24 protein-coding genes are annotated in these 23,323 nt (G+C 42.2%); 14 read left to right on the top strand and 10 right to left on the bottom strand.

The window, feature by feature from the left end:
• Positions 1–143 precede the first annotated feature (143 nt).
• Positions 144–521 (top strand): BlaI/MecI/CopY family transcriptional regulator, encoded by a 378-nt coding sequence (locus ABIB39_RS09945; RefSeq protein WP_354429520.1) that lies wholly within the window; start codon positions 144–146, stop codon positions 519–521.
• Entirely contained in the window at positions 518–2,728 is a 2,211-nt protein-coding gene (locus tag ABIB39_RS09940; protein ID WP_354429519.1) for a TonB family protein, read from the top strand. Before ABIB39_RS09945 ends, ABIB39_RS09940 begins: the two co-directional genes overlap by 4 nt.
• Here ABIB39_RS09940 and rsmG read toward each other — a convergent pair whose 3' ends face one another.
• The 3 genes from rsmG to ABIB39_RS09925 are packed head-to-tail and all read right to left on the bottom strand — an operon-like array spanning position 2,729 to position 5,059.
• Complete coding sequence (rsmG, locus tag ABIB39_RS09935; RefSeq protein WP_354429517.1) at positions 2,729–3,355, bottom strand: 16S rRNA (guanine(527)-N(7))-methyltransferase RsmG; 627 nt, start codon at positions 3,353–3,355, stop codon at positions 2,729–2,731.
• The gene (locus ABIB39_RS09930; RefSeq protein WP_354429516.1) at positions 3,345–3,950 is read right to left on the bottom strand and encodes an RNA polymerase sigma factor; all 606 of its coding nucleotides are present in this window, start codon (positions 3,948–3,950) and stop codon (positions 3,345–3,347) included. Before ABIB39_RS09930 ends, rsmG begins: the two co-directional genes overlap by 11 nt.
• Positions 3,941–5,059: a glycosyltransferase gene (locus ABIB39_RS09925; protein ID WP_502916199.1), complete on the bottom strand. Its 1,119-nt coding sequence runs from the start codon at positions 5,057–5,059 to the stop codon at positions 3,941–3,943. Before ABIB39_RS09925 ends, ABIB39_RS09930 begins: the two co-directional genes overlap by 10 nt.
• A 204-nt stretch (positions 5,060–5,263) precedes the next feature.
• On the opposite strand from ABIB39_RS09925, the gene tgt reads away from it, so the two are divergent.
• From tgt to ABIB39_RS09905, 4 genes are all read left to right on the top strand, one after another.
• Positions 5,264–6,394 (top strand): tRNA guanosine(34) transglycosylase Tgt, encoded by a 1,131-nt coding sequence (tgt, locus tag ABIB39_RS09920; RefSeq protein ID WP_354429512.1) that lies wholly within the window; start codon positions 5,264–5,266, stop codon positions 6,392–6,394.
• Positions 6,395–7,510: an LptF/LptG family permease gene (locus tag ABIB39_RS09915; RefSeq protein WP_354429510.1), complete on the top strand. Its 1,116-nt coding sequence runs from the start codon at positions 6,395–6,397 to the stop codon at positions 7,508–7,510. It abuts the gene before it with no gap.
• Positions 7,510–8,433, top strand: coding sequence for a DMT family transporter (locus ABIB39_RS09910; RefSeq protein ID WP_354429508.1), 924 nt, complete (start codon positions 7,510–7,512; stop codon positions 8,431–8,433). The genes ABIB39_RS09915 and ABIB39_RS09910 overlap by 1 nt, the downstream gene beginning before the upstream one ends.
• 820 nt (positions 8,434–9,253) lie before the next feature.
• The gene (locus tag ABIB39_RS09905; RefSeq protein ID WP_354429506.1) at positions 9,254–9,538 is read left to right on the top strand and encodes a hypothetical protein; all 285 of its coding nucleotides are present in this window, start codon (positions 9,254–9,256) and stop codon (positions 9,536–9,538) included.
• Positions 9,539–9,588: 50 nt separating this feature from the next.
• On the opposite strand, the gene ispE is transcribed toward ABIB39_RS09905, so the two are convergent.
• Positions 9,589–10,392 carry a 4-(cytidine 5'-diphospho)-2-C-methyl-D-erythritol kinase gene (gene ispE / locus ABIB39_RS09900; RefSeq protein ID WP_354429504.1) on the bottom strand — a complete coding sequence of 268 codons (804 nt, stop codon included), beginning with the start codon at positions 10,390–10,392 and terminating at the stop codon, positions 9,589–9,591.
• A gap of 210 nt (positions 10,393–10,602) precedes the next feature.
• On the opposite strand from ispE, the gene ABIB39_RS09895 reads away from it, so the two are divergent.
• The 7 genes from ABIB39_RS09895 (at position 10,603) to ABIB39_RS09865 (ending at position 17,879) form a co-directional block, all read left to right on the top strand.
• The gene (locus ABIB39_RS09895; RefSeq protein ID WP_354429503.1) at positions 10,603–11,424 is read left to right on the top strand and encodes a thymidylate synthase; all 822 of its coding nucleotides are present in this window, start codon (positions 10,603–10,605) and stop codon (positions 11,422–11,424) included.
• Between the two features lie 25 nt (positions 11,425–11,449).
• Complete coding sequence (locus ABIB39_RS09890) at positions 11,450–11,650, top strand: hypothetical protein (RefSeq protein WP_354429501.1); 201 nt, start codon at positions 11,450–11,452, stop codon at positions 11,648–11,650.
• Positions 11,647–12,027, top strand: coding sequence for a type II toxin-antitoxin system death-on-curing family toxin (locus tag ABIB39_RS09885; RefSeq protein ID WP_354429500.1), 381 nt, complete (start codon positions 11,647–11,649; stop codon positions 12,025–12,027). The genes ABIB39_RS09890 and ABIB39_RS09885 overlap by 4 nt, the downstream gene beginning before the upstream one ends.
• Positions 12,024–12,506, top strand: a complete 483-nt coding sequence (locus ABIB39_RS09880; protein ID WP_354429498.1) for a dihydrofolate reductase — start codon at positions 12,024–12,026, stop codon at positions 12,504–12,506. The genes ABIB39_RS09885 and ABIB39_RS09880 overlap by 4 nt, the downstream gene beginning before the upstream one ends.
• Before the next feature lie 114 nt (positions 12,507–12,620).
• Positions 12,621–15,608, top strand: a complete 2,988-nt coding sequence (secDF, locus tag ABIB39_RS09875) for a protein translocase subunit SecDF (protein ID WP_354429496.1) — start codon at positions 12,621–12,623, stop codon at positions 15,606–15,608.
• A gap of 95 nt (positions 15,609–15,703) precedes the next feature.
• Entirely contained in the window at positions 15,704–17,017 is a 1,314-nt protein-coding gene (locus ABIB39_RS09870; RefSeq protein ID WP_354429494.1) for an NAD(P)/FAD-dependent oxidoreductase, read from the top strand.
• Positions 17,018–17,021: 4 nt separating this feature from the next.
• Positions 17,022–17,879 (top strand): hydroxymethylglutaryl-CoA lyase, encoded by an 858-nt coding sequence (locus ABIB39_RS09865; protein WP_354429492.1) that lies wholly within the window; start codon positions 17,022–17,024, stop codon positions 17,877–17,879.
• Positions 17,880–17,968: 89 nt separating this feature from the next.
• Here the strand turns inward: ABIB39_RS09865 and ABIB39_RS09860 are convergent, their stop codons facing one another.
• The 3 genes from ABIB39_RS09860 to fbaA all read right to left on the bottom strand — a co-directional run bounded on the left by ABIB39_RS09860 (position 17,969) and on the right by fbaA (position 20,025).
• A complete protein-coding gene (locus ABIB39_RS09860; RefSeq protein ID WP_354429490.1) occupies positions 17,969–18,397 on the bottom strand; it encodes a GNAT family N-acetyltransferase in 429 nt (142 codons plus the stop codon).
• Positions 18,363–18,863 carry a low affinity iron permease family protein gene (locus ABIB39_RS09855; RefSeq protein WP_354429488.1) on the bottom strand — a complete coding sequence of 167 codons (501 nt, stop codon included), beginning with the start codon at positions 18,861–18,863 and terminating at the stop codon, positions 18,363–18,365. The genes ABIB39_RS09860 and ABIB39_RS09855 overlap by 35 nt, the downstream gene beginning before the upstream one ends.
• Positions 18,864–18,945: 82 nt before the next feature.
• Positions 18,946–20,025: a class II fructose-bisphosphate aldolase gene (gene fbaA / locus ABIB39_RS09850; protein ID WP_354429487.1), complete on the bottom strand. Its 1,080-nt coding sequence runs from the start codon at positions 20,023–20,025 to the stop codon at positions 18,946–18,948.
• Positions 20,026–20,280: 255 nt separating this feature from the next.
• Here fbaA and accD point away from each other — a divergent pair, with 255 nt between their 5' ends.
• Positions 20,281–21,168 carry an acetyl-CoA carboxylase, carboxyltransferase subunit beta gene (accD, locus tag ABIB39_RS09845; protein ID WP_354430119.1) on the top strand — a complete coding sequence of 296 codons (888 nt, stop codon included), beginning with the start codon at positions 20,281–20,283 and terminating at the stop codon, positions 21,166–21,168.
• 91 nt (positions 21,169–21,259) lie between these two features.
• Here the strand turns inward: accD and ABIB39_RS09840 are convergent, their stop codons facing one another.
• The 3 genes from ABIB39_RS09840 to ABIB39_RS09830 form a co-directional block, all read right to left on the bottom strand.
• On the bottom strand, positions 21,260–21,550 hold the full coding sequence (locus ABIB39_RS09840) for a hypothetical protein (RefSeq protein WP_354429486.1): 291 nt from the start codon (positions 21,548–21,550) through the stop codon (positions 21,260–21,262).
• Between the two features lie 82 nt (positions 21,551–21,632).
• Positions 21,633–22,028 carry a hypothetical protein gene (locus ABIB39_RS09835; protein ID WP_354429484.1) on the bottom strand — a complete coding sequence of 132 codons (396 nt, stop codon included), beginning with the start codon at positions 22,026–22,028 and terminating at the stop codon, positions 21,633–21,635.
• An 85-nt stretch (positions 22,029–22,113) separates the two neighbouring features.
• Positions 22,114–23,250, bottom strand: a complete 1,137-nt coding sequence (locus ABIB39_RS09830) for a cysteine desulfurase family protein (RefSeq protein ID WP_354429482.1) — start codon at positions 23,248–23,250, stop codon at positions 22,114–22,116.
• Between the last annotated feature and the right edge of the window lie 73 nt (positions 23,251–23,323).

Genomic DNA, 23,323 nt, shown 5'->3' with positions numbered 1-23,323 from the left:
TTCTAAAGTAAATATTTTCCTAAAATAATTAGCATTTATAGGTAAAAATATATTTTATAAAAAATAATCTATAGAAACTACAAAAATAGTTTGCAAACTATAGAAATAGTTATACCTTTATTCAACTACAAAGATAGTTTGCTATGAAACTTAAAGAACTTACCAAGGCCGAAGAACAGATCATGCAGATACTGTGGCAATTAAAAGAAGGGATAGTAAAAGATATTATCGAGAAGATCCCTGAGCCCAAACCCGCTTACAACACAGTATCAACTGTAGTTAGAGTGCTGGAAGGTAAAGGATTTCTCGACCATAAAGCCTATGGCAACTCGCACGTGTACTTCCCCCTCATTAGCGAGGACGACTACAAGAAGTTTACGTTTGATAAGCTGATGAGCAACTACTTTGATAATTCCTATAAGAGCCTGGTATCGTTCATCGCCGATGAAAAAGACCTTGGCCTTAAAGAATTGGATGAACTAACCGAACTGATAAACAAACTTAAATCTCAAAAAAAATGAGCTGGTTGCATTACCTTATCGAGGCAAATATATACCTGGGCGTATTTTATTTGTGCTATTGCCTGTTCTTAAACCGCGATACGCATTATACGTTAAGTCGCTTTTACCTGATATTTAGCTGTGTAATAGCCTTTGTAATGCCGGTTATGCAACTAAGCGTGCTTAAACCGATTGTACCCGAGATATTGATAGAAGAGCCTGTTTACAATGTAAATCTTACCGCGGTAAATGTCCAGCCTATTCAAATAGCCGAGCCTGTTGAGCATATTACGTTTGATGAGGTTTTAGTTTACCTGTATATAGCAGGTGCGATCGTAGCCTTATTTGTGCTGATGTTCCGTTTGCGCAAGCTGTACATCCTCACCCGTAAAAATCAATCCTTATACCAGGACCAGTATAAATTGGTTAAGCTGAATGATGAGAACACCGCCTTTTCGTTCTTTAATTACCTGTTCATTGGCAGCAATGTACCCCAGCCCGAAACCATTATAGCGCATGAGCTGGTGCACATCCGCCAAAAGCACTCGGCAGATATTATCTTTTTGGAGGTGGTAAAAGTTTTTAACTGGTTTAACCCATTTATCTACCTGATACAGCGCAGCCTTAAAACCATCCACGAATACATAGCCGACGAGCAAACCGCTGCCCACGAGCAGGACGCCCTCGCCTACTCTTCTTTTTTATTGAACAACGCCTACGGCATACAGGGCAATTCTATAGCGCACTCATTTTTCAATTATAACCTATTAAAAAAGAGGATCATTATGTTAAACAAAAACCGATCGGGTAAGTTAGCAAGGCTAAAGTACCTGGCAGCCGTCCCGCTTTGCGCGGGCATGCTGTGCGCATCAACACTGGTGTTTAGTAAAGATTATGGGCTGATAGAACTGGCCCCGCGCAAAACAATTAAATTAAGGCTCGACAGCACTAAGTATGCTCTTAAAATTACCGATTTGAGGGATAACCTTAGTATCGTATCAGACAAAATGGTGCACGAAAATCCAAAAACAGGGGTTAAAACTACTTACACCGTCAACTCTTTAACCGAAACAGGTAAAACAGATCTTATGAAAGCCGGTATGAAGATCGAAATAGTTGAGCGTGCGTCTGCATTTGCCGATACTAATAAGGTATTAATGCCGCCACCACCGACAGCACCTGTAAAAAAGCCTTTTACTGCTGTGTATAGCTATGTAAATATCCACGGGAAGTTCCCGGCCGAGGCATTGAAAAAGCATATTAATGGTGCCGTGGTATTAAATTTTGACATTAATGTACCCGGCAAATTAAGTAACGTAACGGTGGCCGAAAGCACACATAACGGTTACGACGAATTTGCGGTAAATGCATTGAAAAAATTCCCCTATGTGCTTAAAAGTAAAGCAGGTAAGTATATAGTTGAGATAGATTTTTGGCTACCGGGTAACCAAGCCAATTATCTGGCCAAAAATAATGTAAGGAAGCAGCCGGAGTTCATTGGTAACATAATTATACAGCAAGCACCAAAAATGCCGCCACCACCACCTGCACCGCCAAAACAAAACCGTATGCCGCCACCGCCAGCTCCCCCTAAAGTAAAGGACCAGGTAAAGCTCCCGCTGCCGGCGCGCCCTAAAGTAAAAGATCAAATAAAACTTCCGCCGCCACCGCCGCCGATCGAAAACAAAAAGCTAAAAGGCGTAAAATCCCCGCCAGCTGTTTCTATAGTGATAGATACCCCGGTTGTTAACAGGAAATCTGGTGCTATTAAAACTAAAATTAGCACTAAGTTTATTAATGGCACGGTACCAACAATTGAAAAATCATCTCAGGACTATCATCTAAAAATAAGTTCTTACTTAAGTTGGACCGATCGGGCTTATGATAGTCTGTCTAATTACATGTTAAGGGCAATAATTTATCCAAAAAAGGCACGCGAAAATAATACCGCCGGTAACGTTGTTGTATCTTACAGAGTAAAAAGTAATCATCAAATAGACAATGTTAAACTTGTAAAAAGTGTAGGCAATGGTTGTGATGAACAGATGATTGCAGCCCTAAATACGTTTAAAGGTTATGTAGAAACAGATCCGGGCGAATATTTACTTTCGGGAAATTTTAATATTTCTGACAAAGCTGGATCGCATGTGGCAGGAATTCTTGAAGGCAAATTTGCTGATAGAGAAAATTATGCCGGTATGATACTAATAATGGGGTCACGTTACTAATTACCCTTTCACGTAAATAACCTGTTTGGTTTCAAAAAACTCTTCCTCAAAGTAGTCTTTGAGATGATATTGCTGAACGGCTAAACCCGCTTCGGCAATTTCTTGTGTAAGGTCGCCACCTTTTAAATACAGGATCCCGTTAGCTAATTTATTGTTAGATCTTTTGTTGAATTTGCCCTTTACCCAGGGGTAAAAATCTTTTAGCTGCGTAACCGCGCGCGACACAACAAAATCAAACTGCTCCTTAATCTCTTCGGCACGTGCATGGGTGCTTTTAACGTTCTGCAACCCCAAAGCAGCGGCAACTTCGTTAACTACCTTTATTTTTTTGCCGATAGAATCAACCAAATGGAAATTAGTTTCGGGGAACATAATAGCCAGTGGAATGCCGGGGAAACCACCGCCGGTACCAACATCTAACACGTTTTCGCCGGGTAAAAAGGTCATCACCTTAGCAATACCTAACGAGTGCAGCACGTGGCGTTCGTAAAGCAAGTCGATATCCTTACGGGATATCACGTTTATCTGGCTGTTCCAAAGACTGTAAAGCTCTTGTAACTGAGCAAACTGTGCTTGTTGCCCGGCTGTTATTTCGGGAAAGTATTTGAGCAGGATATCAGATGTCATCCTTATTATGTCGGTTAATGATGTTACCTAACAGGTATCTCGCCCTAAACAATTGTGCCTTAACGGTGCCCAAAGGCAAGTCGAGCTGTTGCGCTATCTCCTCGTACGATAACTCGTCGAAGTAACGCAATGTTATCAGGTTACGATACCGGATGGGTAAACTCTCTATCAGTAATTTAAGTTCTTCGGTTTGCTGTTTTTTGATGGAAAACTCCTCGGGGTTTAGTATATCCGATTTTATTTGCAGCGGCTTTTCGTCGCCATCCTCATCAAGCATCCCATGTATCGACTGCGTATTCAATTTTTTCTTACGGATAAAATCGATACAATTATTGGTAGCCACGCGGAAAAGCCAGGTACTAAAAGCATACTCGGGCTGATATTTTTCCAGTTTTTCAAAGGCCTTAGCAAAGGTTTCTACGGTAAGGTCGTTGGCATCTTCCTTATTGTTCACCATCTTCAGCACCATAAAGTAAATAGAATCTTTATAGCGGTGCATCAGGTCGGCATAAGCTTTTTGGCTTCCCTCCCTTGCCTTTACAACCAGGTGAAAATCGTTCTTCGCATTCTCGGTGAAATTTTTATTTATTTCCATCTGGTGGTTTTAATAAAGGTACCTATCAATCCAAACACGTTTAAATATATATAATATATCATATCAAAAAAAGGCAATGACCATACCAGATCACCGCAAGCCAACCGTTTAAATACCTTGCGGTAAATAATTAGCTGTAGTGCTAACCTAAAAACCACTACGCCAATGGCTAATAGCGGTTCAAACTTAAACACCAGGCACAATATAAATAAAACATAAAATAAAAAGCCGCTTACCGCATCAAAACTAAGCATGCGCCTGTGGTTATTTTTATACAGTTTACCAACACCCATGTGCCTTTTCTTTTGCCTAAACCAGCTGCCTAAAGTTGTTTTGGCATCGGTATAAGTAAAAGTATCGGGGTGTATCTCAATTACGGTATTTGTTGCTGTTGAGTTTTGGTTTACAAACAAGTCGTCATCACCGGATATTACATGCATGTGCGCCGCAAAACCCTTCGCCCCAAAAAATAATGTTTTGGTATAGGCCAGGTTACGACCAATGCCCATATAAGCGTTACCATTTAGCGCTGCCGACAGATAATTGAGTGCGGTTTTCAACGTCTCGAACCTGACGAACGGGTTTAAAAAATTGCCGGTACGGGTATATGGCGAGTAGCCTAAAATGATCTGCGTATCGCCGGCGAATTTAGCCGCCATGCGGGTTATCCAGTTTAAAGTAGCGGGCTTGCAATCGGCATCGGTAAATAAAAGGTGCTCGTGTTTAGCAGCTTTAATGCCCAGGGTTAACGCGAATTTTTTTCCGGTTTTGAAGCGTACGTGCTCGCTAATGGTCACCACTTTAAGGTGCGCAAACTCGCGCTGGATATCCTGCAAAACCTCGTGAGAGTTATCGCTCGAGCAATCGTTTATTACAACCACCTCGTAATCGGGGTAATTTTGCTGTAGTATATAAGGTAAGTTTTGTATAAGGTTGCGGGCCTCGTTACGGGCGCTGATAATAACAGAAATTGGCACACCCGGGGCAGGCATTTTATCATGCGGGGTGTAGCGCATTAGCTTGCTGTGATTACTAATGAGGTAATACAACTGTACAATAAAACATAACTGAAATAAAACAAATAATGCCTCTTGTATATAACCTTCCAAACCCCTTAATAATAAGGTGCAAAGTTGTTAAAAAAGGTTGTAATGTTGTCATGTTTTAAAGCTGAAATGTTAACATATTTTATATTAAAGGTATTACTTCATCAAAATGTGCAAAACATTTAGCTATCAGCAGCAAACATTACCACTTTGCTACCTTTAAAGGTTACAACAATAAGGTAGCTTTTGTTAATTTTGTGCCGATAAATGAAATTTAATTTAACAGCACACGATCCTCTTTCTAAGGCCCGCGCGGGCGAGGTTACTACAGACCACGGGGTTATACAAACGCCTATTTTTATGCCTGTTGGCACAGCCGGCACGGTAAAAGCAGTCCACCAGCGCGAGTTGAAGGACGATATTAAGGCACAGATCATCTTAGGGAACACCTACCACCTATACTTAAGGCCGGGGTTAAACACCCTTGAACAGGCTGGCGGCCTGCACAAATTTAACGGTTGGGAAGGCCCTATTTTAACGGATAGCGGAGGCTACCAGGTATATTCGCTTACCGAGGTACGTAAGATAAAGGAAGAGGGCGTAACCTTTCGTTCGCATGTAGATGGGTCTAAACACCTGTTTACGGCCGAAAATGTGATGGATATCCAGCGCACTATTGGTGCCGATATCATTATGGCTTTTGATGAATGTACGCCTTACCCCTGCGATTATAACTACGCGAAACGATCTATAGAGATGACGCACCGCTGGCTTAAGCGCTGTTGCGACCGTTTTGATGCTACCCAACCTAAATACGGGTACGATCAAACCCTGTTCCCTATTGTACAGGGATCTGTTTATAAGGATCTGCGCATCCGTTCTGCCGAGGTTATCGCTTCTTTTGAACGCGAAGGTAATGCCATTGGAGGCCTTAGCGTAGGCGAACCGGCCGAAGAGATGTACGCCATGACAGAGGTAGTGTGTAATATACTGCCCGAACATAAACCGCGTTACCTGATGGGCGTAGGCACGCCAATTAACCTGCTGGAAAACATAGCCTTAGGCATTGATATGTTTGATTGTGTTATGCCTACCCGTAACGCGCGCAACGGCATGTTGTTCACCAAAAATGGCGTCATGAACATGCGTAACGAAAAGTGGAAGAACGATTTTAGCCCCATCGAGGCCGATAGCGACCTTTATGCCGATACCTGCTATAGCAAAGCGTACTTGCGCCACCTGATCCATAGCGGCGAAATGTTGGGGGCGCAGATAGCAACTTTGCATAACTTGCACTTTTACATCTGGTTAGTTCAGGAAGCACGCAATAAAATCATCAGCGGTGAGTTTTACGACTGGAAGAAAGTTATGGTAACCCGTTTAGGCCAAAGATTATAAATGAAACGCTTTTTAGATAAGTATTTAACCATTATCGATTCCTTTATCATGAGGAAATACCTGGGCACATTTGTGTTTACGCTGGGTATTTTTTTGGTGATATCGGTAGTGTTTGATGTTTCTGAACACCTGGACAATTTTTTGGGTGATGCTACTACCATACATGATGTAATATTTGTTTATTACGCCGGGTTTATCCCGTTTTATATGATGCTGCTATCACCGCTCATCAACTTTTTGGCTGTAATATTCTTCACGGCGAAGATGGCCAACCAAACCGAAATTGTGCCTATCTTAACCAGCAAGGCCAGTTTTTATCGTTTTACAAGGCCCTATATCATCTCGGCATCATTGATATTTGTTATTTCTCTGCTCTTAAATATCTACGTTTTACCTTATACAAACAAGCTAAAAGTATCTTTTGAAAGTTCGCATTTCTTTAAAAACGACGACCCTTCCAAGAGCGAAGTGCACATACAATTGGATAAACGCACCTTTGTTTACCTCCAAACTTACGACCCAAACTTAAAAACAGGGTACAATTTTACCCTCGAAAAATTTGATGGCGATGAGCTAAAAGAGAAGTTGACAGCAACCAGTGTAAAGTACGATTCGCTTAAAAATAAGTGGACGCTGAATATGGCAACTATACGTTATGTAAACGGTTTAAAAGAAACTTTAAAAACAAATTTACCCCCTATAGATACCGCCTTAGACATGCGTCCAATTGACTTTGAAGCCCATGATAATGTGATAAGCAACATTTACGGAACCATGAGTTTAGCAGTGTTGAACCAGGGAATAGAGAAGGAAAAGACTCGCAGCACTGGCGTAATTGTTGACATGCAATTTGAAAAATACAGGCGGTTTGTAGAGCCCTTATCCACGTTTGTACTCACGTGTATTGGCGTTGCCATCTCTTCCAGAAAAGTGCGCGGGGGTGTTGGCCTACCCCTGGGGATTGGTATTTTCATCTGTTTTACCTACATTGTAGTTAACAAATTCGCGTTGGTTTTTGCCATAAAAGGAGGCTTCCCACCCCTCATAGCAGTGCTCACACCGAGCCTCATTTTTGGTACATTAGCCTATATCCTTATCATTAAAGCACCCAAATAATGACCAAAACAGGGGCTAATTTGGGGCGAAAAAAAGCGATTCCGGGACTAAACAAAAACCTTTTAATCCTCCATTTTACCGTTTTTATCTGGGGATTTACCGGCATATTGGGCCAGGCTATCACCATATCTGCGGTAAATTTAGTTTGGTACCGGGTGCTAATTGCCGCGGTATCGTTGTTTCTATACTTCAAATTCAGCAAAACAGCGTTCAAAATAGAGGCTAAAACGATACTAAAATTGGCTTTTACTGGCGCTTTAGTGGGCGGCCATTGGATCCTATTTTTCGCTTCTATCAAACTTTCCACCATCCCGGTGGCCTTGGTTTGCCTGTCGTCCATCACACTTTTTACCGCCATTTTTGAGCCACTGATCAACAAAACACGCATCTCAAAAATGGAGATCGTAGCCGGTATTTTAATTATTACCGGCATTGTTTTGATCTTTAAATTCGAATATAAATACACTAAGGGTATTATAGCAGGCCTAATTAGCGCTATTCTTGCAAGCCTGTTTTCCATCATCAACAGCCGTTTTGTAAAGAAACTGGAAGCCCCTGTGATTGCTTTTTATGAGCTAAGCGGCGCCCTTTTATGGATCACTATTTACCTTTTTGTAACAGGTGGGCTCATAGAATTTGCCTTACCAAACCTATCTGATATTGGTTACCTTGTTATCCTTGGCACCGTATGTACAGCGCTTGCCTATGTTGCGGGCGTATCGGTAATGCGCGAAATTTCGGCCTTTAAGGTAGCACTTGTTACCAACCTGGAGCCTGTATATGGCATCATTATGTCGTTCCTTTTCTTTGGCGAGATGAATAAAATGTCCGCTGGTTTTTGGGTAGGCTCTGCTATTATTCTTTCTACAGTCTTCCTTTTTCCTGTCGCCCAGAAGCAAGTAGCTAAGCGCCGTAACCGTTAATCTGCCGTTTTGCTCTAACTAATTACGCCCGTAATTCACCTCAAATCTCCAGGGTGGGGGCAAAGTAAACTTCAATATCTAGGGCATTTTAAGCCATTCTAAGCCATCTTATATTTTAGCGATACATTTTCCCGCCACAACAAATCCGAGGGAAACTGACGCATTTTTTAAATTAAATAGTGTATTGAAATTGATTACAGTTTTTATTTGCAAACAGCACGGAAGAGAGATATATTTTTACAAACCATTTGAATATAAAAATTAAGATAATTATATATATACTTGATAATCAGATACTTATTAAGTACATATAAATTATTAATTAACGCCTATCAAATTTGAAAAATAAGCAAATACTAAAAATAATAGCAATAACCTTTTAAGAAACAAAATAAACCGCTTAGTTGATTATAAATGAGGTATTTACATCATGTTAAATAACGTATAAATTTAATTTGTTAAAACAGTCAATTTTCGGGAAGAAAGTGTACCGAAGTCCTGATGTGAGATTTTATAGAAACTGGTACAAGTGCAGAGTTTGTATACCAATTTGATTTTCGAGCGAAATATCAGGCTTAAAACTCAACACCCAATCGATGACATAAGGCGATTATCGTGCCATAAAAATTGATAGAATTTGGTGGCCAAATCCAGGTGGGCATCTGCAATGTTAGAATATTGAAGAGTTGATTTTTCGCGAGCCCTGCCACCTCCTCCGGTTCAAATATTTATCCGGTGTTTAATGTGGCTCGAGATCCAATATTTTAAAAACACGTTTTAAAATCGCATCTTGTGGAAACTAAAAACAGGGGGAGAATCAATGAGCATTAAAAATATTATCGCGCTTGTAATTGTGGTGTTGCTAACCATCATCATTATGCAAAACACTGATGAGGTAAAATTCACAATTCTATTCTCTACTACCTATATGTCTAAGGTGCCGGTAATGACGGCCATCGCGGTTGCAGCGTTTATTTTAGGCGTATTGGTGGGCCGCCCAAAAAACAAGAAATACAACATCAGCGAGCACTACGATGAGCTACACGCCGATGAAGATAAAACTACACTAAGTGACGAAGACCGGGAATATATCAGCAAAGATTAGATAGGAGTTTTAAGACCTAAGATTTGAGATAGCTGTACACCCATGCCTTGTTACACATTTTCAAAAACCTGGTAGTTTTCTTTCATATTCCCAAGGTCTGGCAATGTCTCAAAAATACCAAAAACTGACGCCCCGCTCCCGCTCATACTGGCGTATATGGCGCCATGCTCATACAGTTCTGCTTTTACGCCACGTATAACGGGATGATCGTGGAAGATATGGGCCTCAAAGTCATTCTTAATCTGCCCTCTCCATGCCGTAAGGGGCGTTTTTACCAGATCGTATAACGAATCGCGAACCGCGGCAGGTTTTACGCCTCTGTAGGCTTCTGCGGTTGATACGTGCTCATCGGGCATCACCAATACAATTTTGTAAGCAGACAGGTCGAGATTGATAGGTTCAAACTCGTCTCCCTTCTCAAATGCGAACACAGGTTTGTTGCGGATGAAGGAAGCGCAGTCGGCACCAAGCATCCGTGCGTATTCTTCCATGCGGTCATCGCTTAGTTCAAGGCCAAATTTATCGCTCATCAATTTAATGAAAAACCCCGCATCGGCAGATCCTCCTCCAAGTCCCGCACCTATCGGGATATTCTTCTCCAGAAAAATTTTTACCGGCGGCAGGTCGTGGTCTTTTTTTAACAAATGGTAACCTTTGATACAAAGGTTGTCTTCCATCGTCCCGGGAATGGCTAAACCAGATGATTCGAAACTCAGTTTATCAGCCTCTACCACTTCCAGCACATCATTAATTTTGATGGGGTAAAAAACGGTTTCCAGGTCGTGGTAACCATCGGGGCGGCGGGCAATAATATTAAGGCCTATATTTATTTTGGCGTTGGGAAATGTTATCATCAAAAATTCAATTAACACCGCATGTATTTATACACATCAGTAGGATACCAAAAATAGATTATTTTTATTTGTAGTGTTTTATAAAGTGAATGGGAGATTGGGAGAATGGTTTCTTAATGCCAACTAAATAATAGTTATGGATTGTTGGTTTCGTCCAAAAGATCGGAAATCACTAATTCAACAATTCACGAAATCAATAATTATCCTAAAATGAAACAGTACCTCGACCTGATGCAGCATGTGATGGAGAACGGAGCGCAAAAGCATGACCGCACAGGTACAGGCACCCTTAGCGTTTTTGGTTACCAAATGCGATTTAACCTAAAAGATGGTTTCCCGATGGTAACGACAAAGAAGCTGCACCTCAAATCCATCATTCACGAACTTATCTGGTTTTTAACCGGTGATACCAATATCCAATACCTGAAAGATAACGGCGTTCGCATTTGGGATGAGTGGGCTGATGAGAGCGGTAACCTTGGCCCGGTGTACGGTTACCAATGGCGCAGCTGGCCTACCCCGGATGGCGGCCATATCGATCAGATAACCCAGGTGGTCAACCAGATCAAAAACAACCCGGATTCTCGCCGCATAATGGTATCGGCATGGAACGTGGCCGACGTTAACCAAATGGCTCTACCACCCTGCCATAGCCTTTTCCAGTTTTACGTGCAGCCTGCAGATGCCTCAAAAGGCGAAACAAGGGGCAAACTATCCTGCCAGCTTTACCAGCGCAGTGCCGATATATTTTTAGGGGTGCCTTTTAACATCGCATCATACGCGTTGCTTACGATGATGATGGCACAGGTATGCGACCTTGACTACGGCGACTTTATCCACACCTTTGGCGACGCGCACATTTACAATAACCACCTGGAGCAAGCCGCGCTGCAACTAAGCCGCGACCCAAGGCCACTACCAACCATGAAAATAAACCCCGATGTAAAAAGCATCTTCGATTTTAAGTTTGAAGATTTTACGCTGGAAAACTACGACCCGCACCCGCACATTAAAGGGGTTGTTGCGGTTTAGGATGGTAATTTGTAAATTTGATATTATGAGTACTGCAGAATTAAAAGAAGAGATCCAGAAAGCTATTGGGCAAATCCCAGAGAGTGCCCCTGAAAATTTGCTGCAAGAAGTTTTAGGTTATATACAAGACGTGAACACTAAAATTGCAGAGAAAGCAAAGCGCGCCGAATATGTTAAAGAAATAATTGCTGAGGACGAAGAAGTATTCAGGAAGCTTGCACAATGATTGATTTACAGGAAGTCGAAAAATATCATAACGGTTTAATTGATCAATTTGGCGGAAGTAAGGGACTTAGGGACATTGCTGGTTTAGAGGCTGCAATAGCCAGGCCCTACATGACGTTTGACCAGCAAGAACTTTATCCAACAGCCATTGAAAAGGCTGCTGCAATATTTGAAAGTCTTATTATCAATCACCCTTTTATGGATGGCGATAAGCGTATAGCTTACCTATTGCTTCGCGTTACTCTGCGGGAAGAAAACATATCCATGGTGGCATCGCAAAAAGAAAAATATAACATGGCCATAGCCGCGAGTATGGGCCAAATAAACTTCGATCAAATTAAAGATTGGATCACTCGGCATTCAATTAAAATCCAATGACCATATCAATCATAGTAGCCATAGCCCAAAATTACGCCATTGGTAAAAACAACCAGTTACTTTGGCATATGCCGAAGGACCTGAAACATTTTAAAGAGATTACATCAGGGCGCACCATTATTATGGGGCGCAAAACTTACGAGTCGGTTGGTAAACCGTTGCCAAACCGCCGCAATATCGTGGTGACCAGACAAGACATGGAGATCCCCGGCTGCGAGGTTGTAAAATCCATTGAAGAGGGCCTGAGCCTTTGCGCGCAAGAGGACGAGGTATTTATTGGTGGAGGTGCCGAGATCTACCGACAGGCGATGGATAAAACCGATCGCATCTATCTCACCATAATCCATAAAGATTTTGAGGCTGATACATTTTTTCCTGAAATTGACTACCTAAAATGGGACGAAGCAAGCCTGGAGTATAATGAGCCGGACGAGAAAAACCCGCTTCCCTATTCATTTATTACACTAAACCGGCGGTAACAAAAACTCAGATTATTTTGTTTCAATTAAAAATTTCAGGCTTGTGAAATTTTATTAGATTTGCCGTCTTATTTAAAAAGCTTATAAACTAATTAATTACATATTTAATTCGCGATGCAAGGTAAAGGGGTTATTAAATTTTTCGCCATTCTGCTGGCTGTGGTATGTTTATACCAGCTTTCATTTACATGGGTGGCCCACAAAGTTGAGAATGATGCCAAAGCGTATTCTAAAGGCAATCCTGATAAGGAAAAGGCCTATCTCGATTCTGTTTCAACACTACCGGTTTATCCGGTGTTTGGCCATACTTACCAGTATTGTGTAGACAGGGAACTTGCCCTGGGCCTCGACTTAAAAGGCGGTATGAACGTTACGATGCAAATTTCTTTACGCGAGCTGGTAACTTCGTTATCAAACAATAATGCCGATGTTGCCTTTAACCAGGCTTTAACAAACGCGCAAACCCGCAGCGTAACCGAGCAAAAGGATTATATTACCCTTTTTGTTGACGAGTATGAGAAATTGGCGCCAAACAGCAAACTTGCCGCCATATTTGCAAACAGCAACAACCAGGATAAATTAAAATTCAATTCATCCAACAGCGAAGTTGAGACTTACCTGAAAGACCAGGCTTCTACAGCGGTACAACAATCTTACACGGTATTACATACCCGTATAGATCAGTTTGGTGTTACCCAACCGAACATCCAACTGCAAAAAAGCACCAACCGGATCTTAATTGAGTTACCGGGTGTTAAGGAGCCTGAGCGTGTGCGAAAGCTTTTGTCAGGAACTGCTAAACTGGAGTTTTATCAAACTTATGATAACACCGAGGTTTACGGCCTGTTAAACAACATTAATGGCTTATTAGCTGCTAAAGCAAAAACTGCAGCCCCTAAAAAAGACACTGTAAAAGCAGACACTACTAAAGCAAAACTTGCAGGTACTGCCAAACCAACAACTGCAAAAGATTCTGCCGCTTCGTTACTAAGCAAATTAAAAAATGCTGCTACCGGTAAAGATTCTGCAGGCTTAAATAAAACACAAATTGCCGCGCAAAACCCGCTGTTCGCGGTAATGTCGCCGGTTACTGTTCAGGGCCAGGATGGCCAGCAGCAATTAAGCCAAGGCCCTGTAGTAGGTTACTCTGCAGTTAAAGACACCGCTAAGGTTAACACATACCTGCACAGTGCAGATATGAAATCTGTTATTCCGCAAAACATGAAATTCCTTTGGGGTGTAAAACCTATCAAAAACACAAAGGTATTTGAACTATATGCTATTAAACTGGCGGGTGCCGAAAACGGCCCGGTATTATCAGGTGATGTAATAAACGATGCACGTGCCGATGTAGATCAGCAAAAGGGTGGTTTTGAGGTTACCATGTATATGAACGCCCAGGGTGCCCAGAAATGGAAAACCGTTACTGCGGAAGCTGCAGCGTCGGCACAAAAAAGGGCTATCGCTATCGTGTTAGATGATAATGTGTACTCTGCCCCTAACGTTCAAAATGAAATCTCCGGTGGTGTGTCATCAATATCCGGTGGTAACTTTACACAAGGAGATACTCAAGATTTAGCCAACATACTTAAAGCAGGCCGCTTACCGGCACCTGCCCGTATCATTGGCGAAGAAGTTGTAGGCCCGTCATTAGGGCAGGAAGCGATCAACGCAGGTTTACTATCATGTGTACTTGGTTTAGTGGTTATCCTTATCTTTATGATAGCTTACTACAAACGTGCAGGTACGGTAGCTGTAATAGCGGTATTGATAAACGTATTTTTCCTGATTGGTGTACTGGTAAGTATCCGCGCGGTGTTAACACTCCCTGGTATAGCCGGTATCATACTCATATTAGGTGTGGCGGTTGATGCTAACGTATTGGTTTACGAGCGTGTGCGCGAAGAACTTGGTTTAGGCAAATCTATTCGTATAGCGGTTGCAGATGGTTTTAAGCATGCTTTACCTTCTATTTTGGATGCCAACATCAGTACATTCTTAACAGGTGTTATCTTGTTCTTATTTGGCAGCGGCCCTATACAGGGTTTTGCAACTACATTGATGATCGGTATCATAACCACCTTGTTCTGTTCTTTATTGATCTCGAGGTTGATATTTGAATTTATGCTCGAAAAAGGCTGGGATATCACCTTCTCACGCCCATGGAGCTCACATACTTTCAAAAACGCCAACTATGCGTTTGTTAAAAACCGTTACAAATTCTATATCTTCTCTGGTATATTCATCGTGGCAGGTTTAATATCGATGGCAACTCGTGGTTTTAACTATGGTGTAGATTTTGGTGGTGGCCGTACATATATTATCCCCTTTGCCCAACACGTTACTACCGAGCAACTGCACGACGCTGTAGATGCAAAGATTGGCCGCGGTACCGAGATTAAAACTTTTGGTTCGGGTAATAAAATGAGTATCAATACTAATTATCTAATAAATGATACCTCGCGAAATGCAGATGATAAAGTGAAGACCGCTTTATTGCAAGCGCTAGCTGTTAATCCTGCTACTAAAATAGATGCCAGCCGGGATCTAAAATATCAAAAAGTAGAACCTACTATAGCAAACGAAGTTAAAGCTTCTGCTAAGTGGACCATTATTTTGGCTATCATCGTAATCTCTGCTTATATATTGATCAGGTTCCGTAAGTGGCAGTTTAGCCTTGGTGCGATGATCGCTACCGCGCACGATTCCTTGCTGGTACTTTCGTTCTTCTCCTTATTTAAAGATGTACTTCCGTTCTCTTTAGATATCGACCAGGCGTTTATAGCTGCATTGCTTACCGTTATCGGTTACTCTATTAACGATACCGTGGTAGTATTTGACCGTATCCGCGAGTTCTTATTGAACGAGAAAAATACCGATCCGAAAGAAGTAATCAATCACGCTATTAACAATACCTTAAGCCGTACCATTATTACTGCATTTACCGTGATATTGATATTGGTGATATTGTTCATATTCGGTGGCGATGTTATTAAAGGCTTCTCGTTCGCGTTGCTAATTGGTGTTGTTTTTGGTACTTATTCTTCGATATGTGTAGCCTCACCGGTTATCATCGACTTTGGAAAGAAAGACCTGAAATAGTCATTTCAACATAAAAATTAAAGGCTCCAAAGAACATTTGGAGCCTTTTTTGTTTACAACTAAAGACATTTGGCGTAAACAAAAAACATATTCTCATGAACCCTACTGGTCAATCAAAATTCCCAACGGTAGTCATTATAGGCGGCGGCTTTGGCGGCATACAGGTAGCTAAGCAACTTGCAGATAAGCCTGTAGAAATTGTCCTGATAGATAAACACAATTACCATACATTTCAGCCGCTGTTATATCAGGTAGCGACAGGGAGCCTGGAGGCGGAGTCCATTGCGTTCTCATTACGTAAAAATTTTGAGGGTCAAAAAAACTTGCGTTTTCGCCATGCCGAAGTCAATAAGATCCATACGGAACGTAATATCGTAGCAACATCCATAGGCGATATAGCATATGATTATTTAGTTGTAGCCACAGGTTCAACAACCAACTTTTTTGGCAATAAAGAGATCGAGCATTTTGCCATGCCAATGAAATCTATACCCGAGGCATTAAACCTGCGCTATATGGTGCTGCAAAACCTGGAGGAGGCCATTTTAAAGCCGTCTAAAGAAGAACGCGCGCCATTCCTGTCCTTCGTGCTGGTTGGTGCAGGCCCTACCGGTGTAGAGCTTGCAGGCGCGTTAGCCGAGTTGCGCAATCATGTGCTTAACAAAGACTACCCCGAACTTGCCAAAGAGGAAATGAAGGTTTATCTTGTAGATTTCCTTCCGAAGGTATTAGGTCCGTTCAGTGATGAAGGTTCAAAAGCTGCGGAAGATTTCTTGCATAAAATGGGTGTAGAACTTTTATTAAATGTAAAAGTAGAAAGTTTTGACGGTAACGAAATAAAATTTGAAGGCGGCAAAAGCATTCCTACAAAAAACGTGATCTGGTCTGCCGGGGTAATGGGCGTTGTGCCCGAGGGCGTTTCTAAAGACGCTATCGAGAAAGGCAACCGCATTAAAACCGATACCATTTGCCGCGTTGCAGGCAGCAACAATATTTTTGCCATAGGCGATGTGGCCGCCATGATTACCGACGAAACCCCAAAGGGGCACCCGGGCGTAGCACAGGTTGCTATACAAATGGGCGAAGCTACAGGTAAAAACATATACCGTTTGATAAAGGGCGAACAAACTGTACCATTTAAGTATAACGATAAAGGATCGTTAGCAACCATTGGCCGTAATAAGGCTATTGCTGATCTTGGTAAGATAAAATTCCAGGGATTTTTTGCGTGGCTGATTTGGATGTTTATACACTTGATATCGCTTATGGGTGGCCGTAACCGCGTTATTGTATTCATAAACTGGATAGCCAGCTACGTTACCTATAACGGTGGCAGCAGGCTAATTATCCGTAACTTTAAACGCGAAGAACTTGTAGACAAACAAGAGCAGGTTTCTAAACCCGACTAACCCGATGGCCGAGCACATAAAAATTACCGAATGCCCGCGCGATGCCATGCAGGGCCTGCATGATTTTGTACCGACAGATGTAAAAGCCACCTATATAAACCTGCTATTACAAGTGGGCTTTGATACCATTGATTTTGGCAGTTTCGTATCGCCAAAGGCTATCCCCCAACTGCGTGATACCGCCGAAGTTTTGAGCAAGCTCAATTTAGATAATACTACATCAAAACTATTAGCCATTATAGCTAATTACCGTGGCGCGGAAGATGCGGTGATTTACCCGGAGATCCATTACCTCGGGTACCCGTTCTCCATCTCAGAAACGTTTCAGTTACGTAACACCAATACTACCATCGAGCAAGCGTTTGATACTGTGAAGCGCATTAACGAACTATGTGGTGCCAACAATAAAAGTTTGTTGATTTACCTGTCTATGGGGTTTGGTAATCCTTACGGGGATGAATGGAACACCGAAATTGTGCAACATTGGGCGCAAAAAATGATCGATGAAGGCATTGGCTACATCGCGCTATCGGACACCATCGGCGCATCCACACCCGAACAGATAACCACGTTATACCCTGCCCTAACCCAAATGTCTGAAATTACAGAGTTTGGCGTACACCTGCATTCCACACCCAATACCTGGCAGGAAAAAGTAGCGGCGGCCTATGAAGTGGGCTGTAAAAAGTTTGATGTAGCGCTAAAAGGATATGGTGGCTGCCCGATGGCCACGGATGACCTTACAGGCAACATCGCCACCGAAAACCTAATAGCATACCTCTTGCATCAAAACCTCGACTTAGGGCTTGATCTTGACAAATTAAGCGAAGCGATGGATTATTCTGGAAAGGTTTTCGGGTGAGCTTAATTCACTTTTCTACGCGCGTGCATTGCGAGGCGCAATAGCGACGTGGTAATGACGCATGAGCAATGTTTTCTTGCTTCCTGATTTTATCGGGTTAAAACCATCTTATAATGCATCATCCCCGCTTCTTCAAACTCAGGGCCTGTTTTCTTGAAGCCAAAGCGCTCATATAAGCTTATGGCGGGTGTTTGCGAATTAAGGTAAACATAGGCTGCATCGGCAGGCAGATGAGCCAGTACGGCTTTCACAAGGGCTTGCCCAACGCCAAAGCCGCGAAACTTTGACAAGACTGCAAAACGTTCAAGTTTATAACCATCGGCGGTTTTGCGCCACCGCGATGCACCGGCAGGTATGTCATCAACCGTAACTAAAAAATGGTGCGATTCTTCTTCGTTAGCGCGTTCCAGATTGGCAGGACAGTTCTGCCCCAAAACAAATACTTCGTGCCTTATGGCGAATGCCTTTTCAAGGTCGGTAGGGTTAGTTATTTGCCTTACTTCTATTTTTGACGGCATGTTGGTAATGTGGTTTTGTACGGTAGCCGGATAATTTAGATTCGTGGTTCTCTTCGGCAGCATCTATAGAGTGCGTGCAGGTAAGATCATCCTCTTTCTCGGCAAGGTCTGATAACTGCACGTAAAATTTATGTAACTGGTCAAGCTCTTTTTCGGTAAGGTCTTCAATATCCACCATGCGGTTACTGGCACCTTGATGCGATGCAAGCAGTTCGTTCAACTTAAGGTGTACCGCTTTGGAGTCTTTATTTTGCGATTTTTGGATCAGAAACACCATTAAAAAGGTAATAATAGTTGTGCCGGTATTAATGATAAGCTGCCAGGTATCAGAATATTTAAATACCGGACCGGTGATAAGCCAAACAATAATAGTACTAATGGCAATTAAAAACGCGGCCGAACTGCCCGTTGCAGCTGTTGCCCAGTTAGAGAAACTTTCAAATAAATTTTTTTTTCCTTTAGCCATTGCATTTAATTTACATTACAACCTAAAAAAACCGCCAATGTTTATAACATGGGCGGTTTTTTATTCAGGTAGTTTTAAACTACTATAGTTTGCTGTTAACGTCGATACAGTTAAGATCGCCGAAAGCTTCGGTTAACCTTTTTACAAAAGTTTCTTCTGCTTTGCGTAACCAAACACGAGGGTCGTAATATTTTTTGTTTGGAGAATCATCGCCGTCAGGACTGCCGATTTGTGTTTGCAAATAACCTTCTTTGGCCTGGTAGTAATCCCTTATACCTTCCCAAAATGCAAACTGCATATCGGTATCGATGTTCATTTTAATAGCGCCATAAGATATCGCTTCGCGAATTTCTTCCTGGCTTGAGCCCGAACCACCGTGGAATACAAAGTTGATAGGTTTCTCGGCAGTAAGGTTATGTTTCTCTTTCAAAAACTCTTGCGAGTTGTGTAAGATAACCGGTTGTAATTTAACGTTACCCGGCTTGTAAACACCATGCACGTTACCGAATGCAGCAGCAATGGTAAAGCGGTGGCTAACTTTAGATAGTTCTTCGTAAGCATAAGCAACCTCTTCTGGTTGGGTATATAAACGTGAGCTATCAACATCAGAGTTGTCAACGCCATCTTCTTCTCCGCCGGTTACCCCCAGTTCGATCTCAACGGTCATGCCCATTTTGGCCATGCGCTCTAAGTATTTAGCAGATATTTCGATATTTTCTTCAATAGGCTCTTCAGAAAGATCAAGCATATGCGATGAGAACAACGGTTGGCCTGTTTCAGCAAAAAACTTCTCGCCATGCTCTAACAAACCATCTATCCACGGCAATAATTTTTTGGCAGCGTGGTCGGTATGCAAAATCACCGCGACACCGTAGTGCTCGGCTAATAAATGCACGTGCTTGGCAGCAGATACACCGCCTAAAATGCAGGCCTGTAATTTTGAGTTATCTAATGATTTACCAGCGTAAAACTGGGCACCACCATTTGATAGCTGGATAATAACAGGTGAGTTAACAGCCGCAGCTGTTTCCATTACCGCGTTAATAGTGTTTGTGCCGATAACGTTAACGGCAGGTAAAGCAAACTTATGTTTTTTAGCTGCTTCAAATAGTTCCTGCACTTGGTCACCATGCAGAACACCTTTAATATTTTTTAAATCCATGAGCGTATGTTTGGGGTTCGAAGTTATAAAAATTATGGGTTTTACCTATATCATTATTAAAGTTTTAGCCAATTACGCTTAGCTAAATGCCAATAAATGTGCATAAAACCTGCCTGCTGCAATATATAGGGTGTTATTTTTACACTTAGCTACCCTACAAATACACCTACAACAACTTTAACTTCTGTTAACATTTACAAACTTGTTGTGATATTTTTTGTTTCTTTGCAGTACTTGAAAGACTTAGAAATAGACATGGCGTGGTTTAAGCGAGAAATTAAAGGGATAATTACGACTACTGAGGAAAAGAAGGAAGCCCCTGATGGCATCTGGAATAAATGTCCCAACTGTAAAAAACCTTTACACTACTCTGAACAGGTTGAAAACCAATACGTTTGCCACTACTGTGGTTTCCATTTACGCATTGGTTCAAAAGAATATTTTTCTGTTTTGTTTGATGATAACCAGTTTACTGAGCTGTTTACCAACCTACACTCGGGCGACCCCCTAAACTTTACAGATACCAAACAATATACCGACAGGTTAAAGGAGACCAAAAACAAAACCGGGTTAACAGATGCTATTCGTGCTGCGCATGGCAAAATGAACGGGCAGGAGTTAATGATTGCCTGTATGGATTTTAATTTCATAGGTGGTTCAATGGGATCTGTAGTGGGCGAAAAGATTGCACGTTCTATAGATTATAGCATCGCCAACAAAGTTCCTTTCCTGATGATCTCAAAATCGGGCGGTGCACGTATGATGGAAGCTGCATTCTCGTTAATGCAAATGGCTAAAACATCGGCGAAGCTTGCATTATTGAGCCAGGCTAAAATACCTTACATATCGTTATTAACCGACCCTACCACAGGTGGTGTTACCGCATCATATGCTATGTTGGGCGACATTAATATTGCCGAGCCGGGTTCATTGATTGGCTTTGCCGGCCCAAGAGTTATTAAAGAAACTATTAAAAAAGACCTTCCGAAAGGTTTTCAAACGGCAGAGTTTGTACAGGAGCACGGTTTCCTTGATTTTATTGTTGATCGCAGGGAAATGAAAGAGAAACTGGCTTCATTCTTAAAAATGCTGGCGCCTTCACCTTCAAAAGAAGAAAAAACCGAGTCTGAGGCTGAGGCTTAAGAAATATATCTATGAAAAAAGGCCATTCGTTAGTTTTACGAATGGCCTTTTTTATTGAGTTCTATTCCCCGTTAAAGGGCAGGGAGGTAACCTATATACCTTCAGTACCCGGTTCGTGGCCTACCATACGGCCTGTTGTGCGGCCCTGGTCACGACTGGTAAAGTCAGTTTTTGTTGCGGTGCCCGTTGATGGGAATTCGTGCCGATCAGGCGGTGTTACATCATTTTGTTCGCTAAATGATGTATCAGCACCTTCCTGCTGCTGCTCCTGCTCATTTTGCTGGCGATATCCTGTGCCTTCGTTGTTAGACTGTTGCTCTTCAGGAGTTTCGTTCGGGTTGTGCTCCGGGTTATATTCCGGGTTTGTTTCGTTGATTTCCATATTATTAGTTTTTAATTGTTAAGTAATAAACAATCAAAAACGAGGCCATGTTTTAACAAAATAGAAATATACCTGCTCATACCTATAAAGTACCCGGCCTTGCAGAGCTGTCAGAATCCGAATCATCTTCGTCCAGGTCAGTATCCTCTATACCTTCCTCATCGTCCAATCCCAACTCGTCATCTTCTGATTCGTCATCAGAAAGGTCATCACCGGTTGCCGGATTAAGATCATCTGTATCAGTGCTGTTTTCGCCGCTCATACTTTCATTTGATGAATAGCTGCCCGCAATGTTGCCACCGCCGCCTTCTGTATCATCCAGACTGCTCTCGTCAATGGTTGATTCGTCATCAGCATCATCACTGTAATTGTTGTTTGTAGTATCGCCGCTCTCGGGCGTACCGAAAGAATTTGAGCCTCCGCCCTGGTTTTGATCATTCAAATCTTCTGTCCAGGAATTTTCGTTGTTAGTTATCATAAGTTTTGTTTTAATTGTTATGATTACAACCTATGAAATAAACTAAATGTTTGCAGAAATTTACAAATAAGAAAATATTTTAACCTTAAATAGCAATCATGCACATTTCGCGCAGTTTGGCTACGGTGTAATCGATTTCTTCTTTTGTGTTGTATTTAGAGAATGAGAACCTAACCGCTGGCCTGTTTGGGTTAGCGCCAATAGCAGTTAACACGTGCGAGCCAATATCCGTACCCGAACTGCATGCACTGCCGCCCGAAGCCGAAATACCTGCAATATCAAGATTAAACAAAAGCATATCGGCCATTTCCATTTCGGGGAATGACACATTTAGCACTGTATATAAACTTTTTGAAGGTTCTGTTTCACCGTTAAATGCAACGCCGGGAATATTTTGCTCCAACTGGGCTTTCATATAGCTTTTTAAGCCCTGTATGTACGCCTGGTGGCTATCCATATCGGCATAAGCAAGTTCAAGCGCTTTGGCCATGCCTACAATACCGTAAACATTCTCGGTACCGCCACGCATGTTGCGCTCTTGCGAACCACCGTAGATCATAGGATTAATTTTAACCTTATGGTTGATGTGTAAAAAGCCCACGCCTTTTGGCCCGTGCAGCTTATGCGCGCCACAAACCATAAAATGCAATTTAAGCTTACTAAGATCGTGTTTATAGTGGCCGACTGTCTGTACCGTATCGCTATGGTAGAGGGCGTTGTAGGCCTCGGCAAGCTGGCCTACGCGCTCAATATCTGTAAGTGTACCTAATTCATTATTGGCGTGCATCAGCGATACAAAGCTGCGGTCGTTTGTCTTTAATAACGTTTCCAGATGATCATAATCAACGTTGCCATTACAGTCAACATCGGCGTAGCTTAGTTTGATAACGCCTGCTTTTTCCATTGCCTGCAGCGTATGCACAACTGCATGATGCTCTAACTTAGTAGTGATGGCATGTGTAAGTTTATGATCTACAATACCGCAACGGATAGCGGTGTTATCAGCCTCGGTACCGCCGCTCGTAAAAAAGATCTCGGCAGGCGACGTATGAAGCAAGCCGGCAATGGTTTTGCGCGAACGCTCTATCAAAGTACGCACTTCGCGCCCGTGGGAGTGTATTGACGATGGATTGCCAAAATGGCCTTCCATCACTTTATACATTTCCTTTAAAACTTCAGGATCAAAGGCGGTAGTAGCAGCGTTGTCTAAATAAACTCGCATCGTTTCTTAAATAATTATGGTCAGTAAAAATAACAGGCAATACCGTGGGATTCCCCAACCCCGGCGGTTTGTC

The organism is Mucilaginibacter sp. UYP27 (assembly GCF_040547175.1).
In the GTDB taxonomy this organism is placed as follows: Bacteria; Bacteroidota; Bacteroidia; order Sphingobacteriales; family Sphingobacteriaceae; genus Mucilaginibacter.
This window is presented reverse-complemented; position numbering and strand designations above follow the sequence as displayed.

What these genes read in the sequence shown, in the direction of transcription:
- ABIB39_RS09945 (WP_354429520.1), top strand. Translation starts at nt 144, where the DNA reads ATGAAACTTAAAGAACTTACCAAGGCCGAAGAACAGATCATGCAGATA.
- ABIB39_RS09940 (WP_354429519.1), top strand. Translation starts at nt 518, where the DNA reads ATGAGCTGGTTGCATTACCTTATCGAGGCAAATATATACCTGGGCGTA.
- rsmG (WP_354429517.1), bottom strand. Translation starts at nt 3,355, where the DNA reads ATGACATCTGATATCCTGCTCAAATACTTTCCCGAAATAACAGCCGGG.
- ABIB39_RS09930 (WP_354429516.1), bottom strand. Translation starts at nt 3,950, where the DNA reads ATGGAAATAAATAAAAATTTCACCGAGAATGCGAAGAACGATTTTCAC.
- tgt (WP_354429512.1), top strand. Translation starts at nt 5,264, where the DNA reads ATGAAATTTAATTTAACAGCACACGATCCTCTTTCTAAGGCCCGCGCG.
- ABIB39_RS09915 (WP_354429510.1), top strand. Translation starts at nt 6,395, where the DNA reads ATGAAACGCTTTTTAGATAAGTATTTAACCATTATCGATTCCTTTATC.
- ABIB39_RS09910 (WP_354429508.1), top strand. Translation starts at nt 7,510, where the DNA reads ATGACCAAAACAGGGGCTAATTTGGGGCGAAAAAAAGCGATTCCGGGA.
- ABIB39_RS09905 (WP_354429506.1), top strand. Translation starts at nt 9,254, where the DNA reads ATGAGCATTAAAAATATTATCGCGCTTGTAATTGTGGTGTTGCTAACC.
- ispE (WP_354429504.1), bottom strand. Translation starts at nt 10,392, where the DNA reads ATGATAACATTTCCCAACGCCAAAATAAATATAGGCCTTAATATTATT.
- ABIB39_RS09895 (WP_354429503.1), top strand. Translation starts at nt 10,603, where the DNA reads ATGAAACAGTACCTCGACCTGATGCAGCATGTGATGGAGAACGGAGCG.
- ABIB39_RS09890 (WP_354429501.1), top strand. Translation starts at nt 11,450, where the DNA reads ATGAGTACTGCAGAATTAAAAGAAGAGATCCAGAAAGCTATTGGGCAA.
- ABIB39_RS09885 (WP_354429500.1), top strand. Translation starts at nt 11,647, where the DNA reads ATGATTGATTTACAGGAAGTCGAAAAATATCATAACGGTTTAATTGAT.
- ABIB39_RS09880 (WP_354429498.1), top strand. Translation starts at nt 12,024, where the DNA reads ATGACCATATCAATCATAGTAGCCATAGCCCAAAATTACGCCATTGGT.
- secDF (WP_354429496.1), top strand. Translation starts at nt 12,621, where the DNA reads ATGCAAGGTAAAGGGGTTATTAAATTTTTCGCCATTCTGCTGGCTGTG.
- ABIB39_RS09870 (WP_354429494.1), top strand. Translation starts at nt 15,704, where the DNA reads ATGAACCCTACTGGTCAATCAAAATTCCCAACGGTAGTCATTATAGGC.
- ABIB39_RS09865 (WP_354429492.1), top strand. Translation starts at nt 17,022, where the DNA reads ATGGCCGAGCACATAAAAATTACCGAATGCCCGCGCGATGCCATGCAG.
- ABIB39_RS09860 (WP_354429490.1), bottom strand. Translation starts at nt 18,397, where the DNA reads ATGCCGTCAAAAATAGAAGTAAGGCAAATAACTAACCCTACCGACCTT.
- ABIB39_RS09855 (WP_354429488.1), bottom strand. Translation starts at nt 18,863, where the DNA reads ATGGCTAAAGGAAAAAAAAATTTATTTGAAAGTTTCTCTAACTGGGCA.
- fbaA (WP_354429487.1), bottom strand. Translation starts at nt 20,025, where the DNA reads ATGGATTTAAAAAATATTAAAGGTGTTCTGCATGGTGACCAAGTGCAG.
- accD (WP_354430119.1), top strand. Translation starts at nt 20,281, where the DNA reads ATGGCGTGGTTTAAGCGAGAAATTAAAGGGATAATTACGACTACTGAG.
- ABIB39_RS09840 (WP_354429486.1), bottom strand. Translation starts at nt 21,550, where the DNA reads ATGGAAATCAACGAAACAAACCCGGAATATAACCCGGAGCACAACCCG.
- ABIB39_RS09835 (WP_354429484.1), bottom strand. Translation starts at nt 22,028, where the DNA reads ATGATAACTAACAACGAAAATTCCTGGACAGAAGATTTGAATGATCAA.
- ABIB39_RS09830 (WP_354429482.1), bottom strand. Translation starts at nt 23,250, where the DNA reads ATGCGAGTTTATTTAGACAACGCTGCTACTACCGCCTTTGATCCTGAA.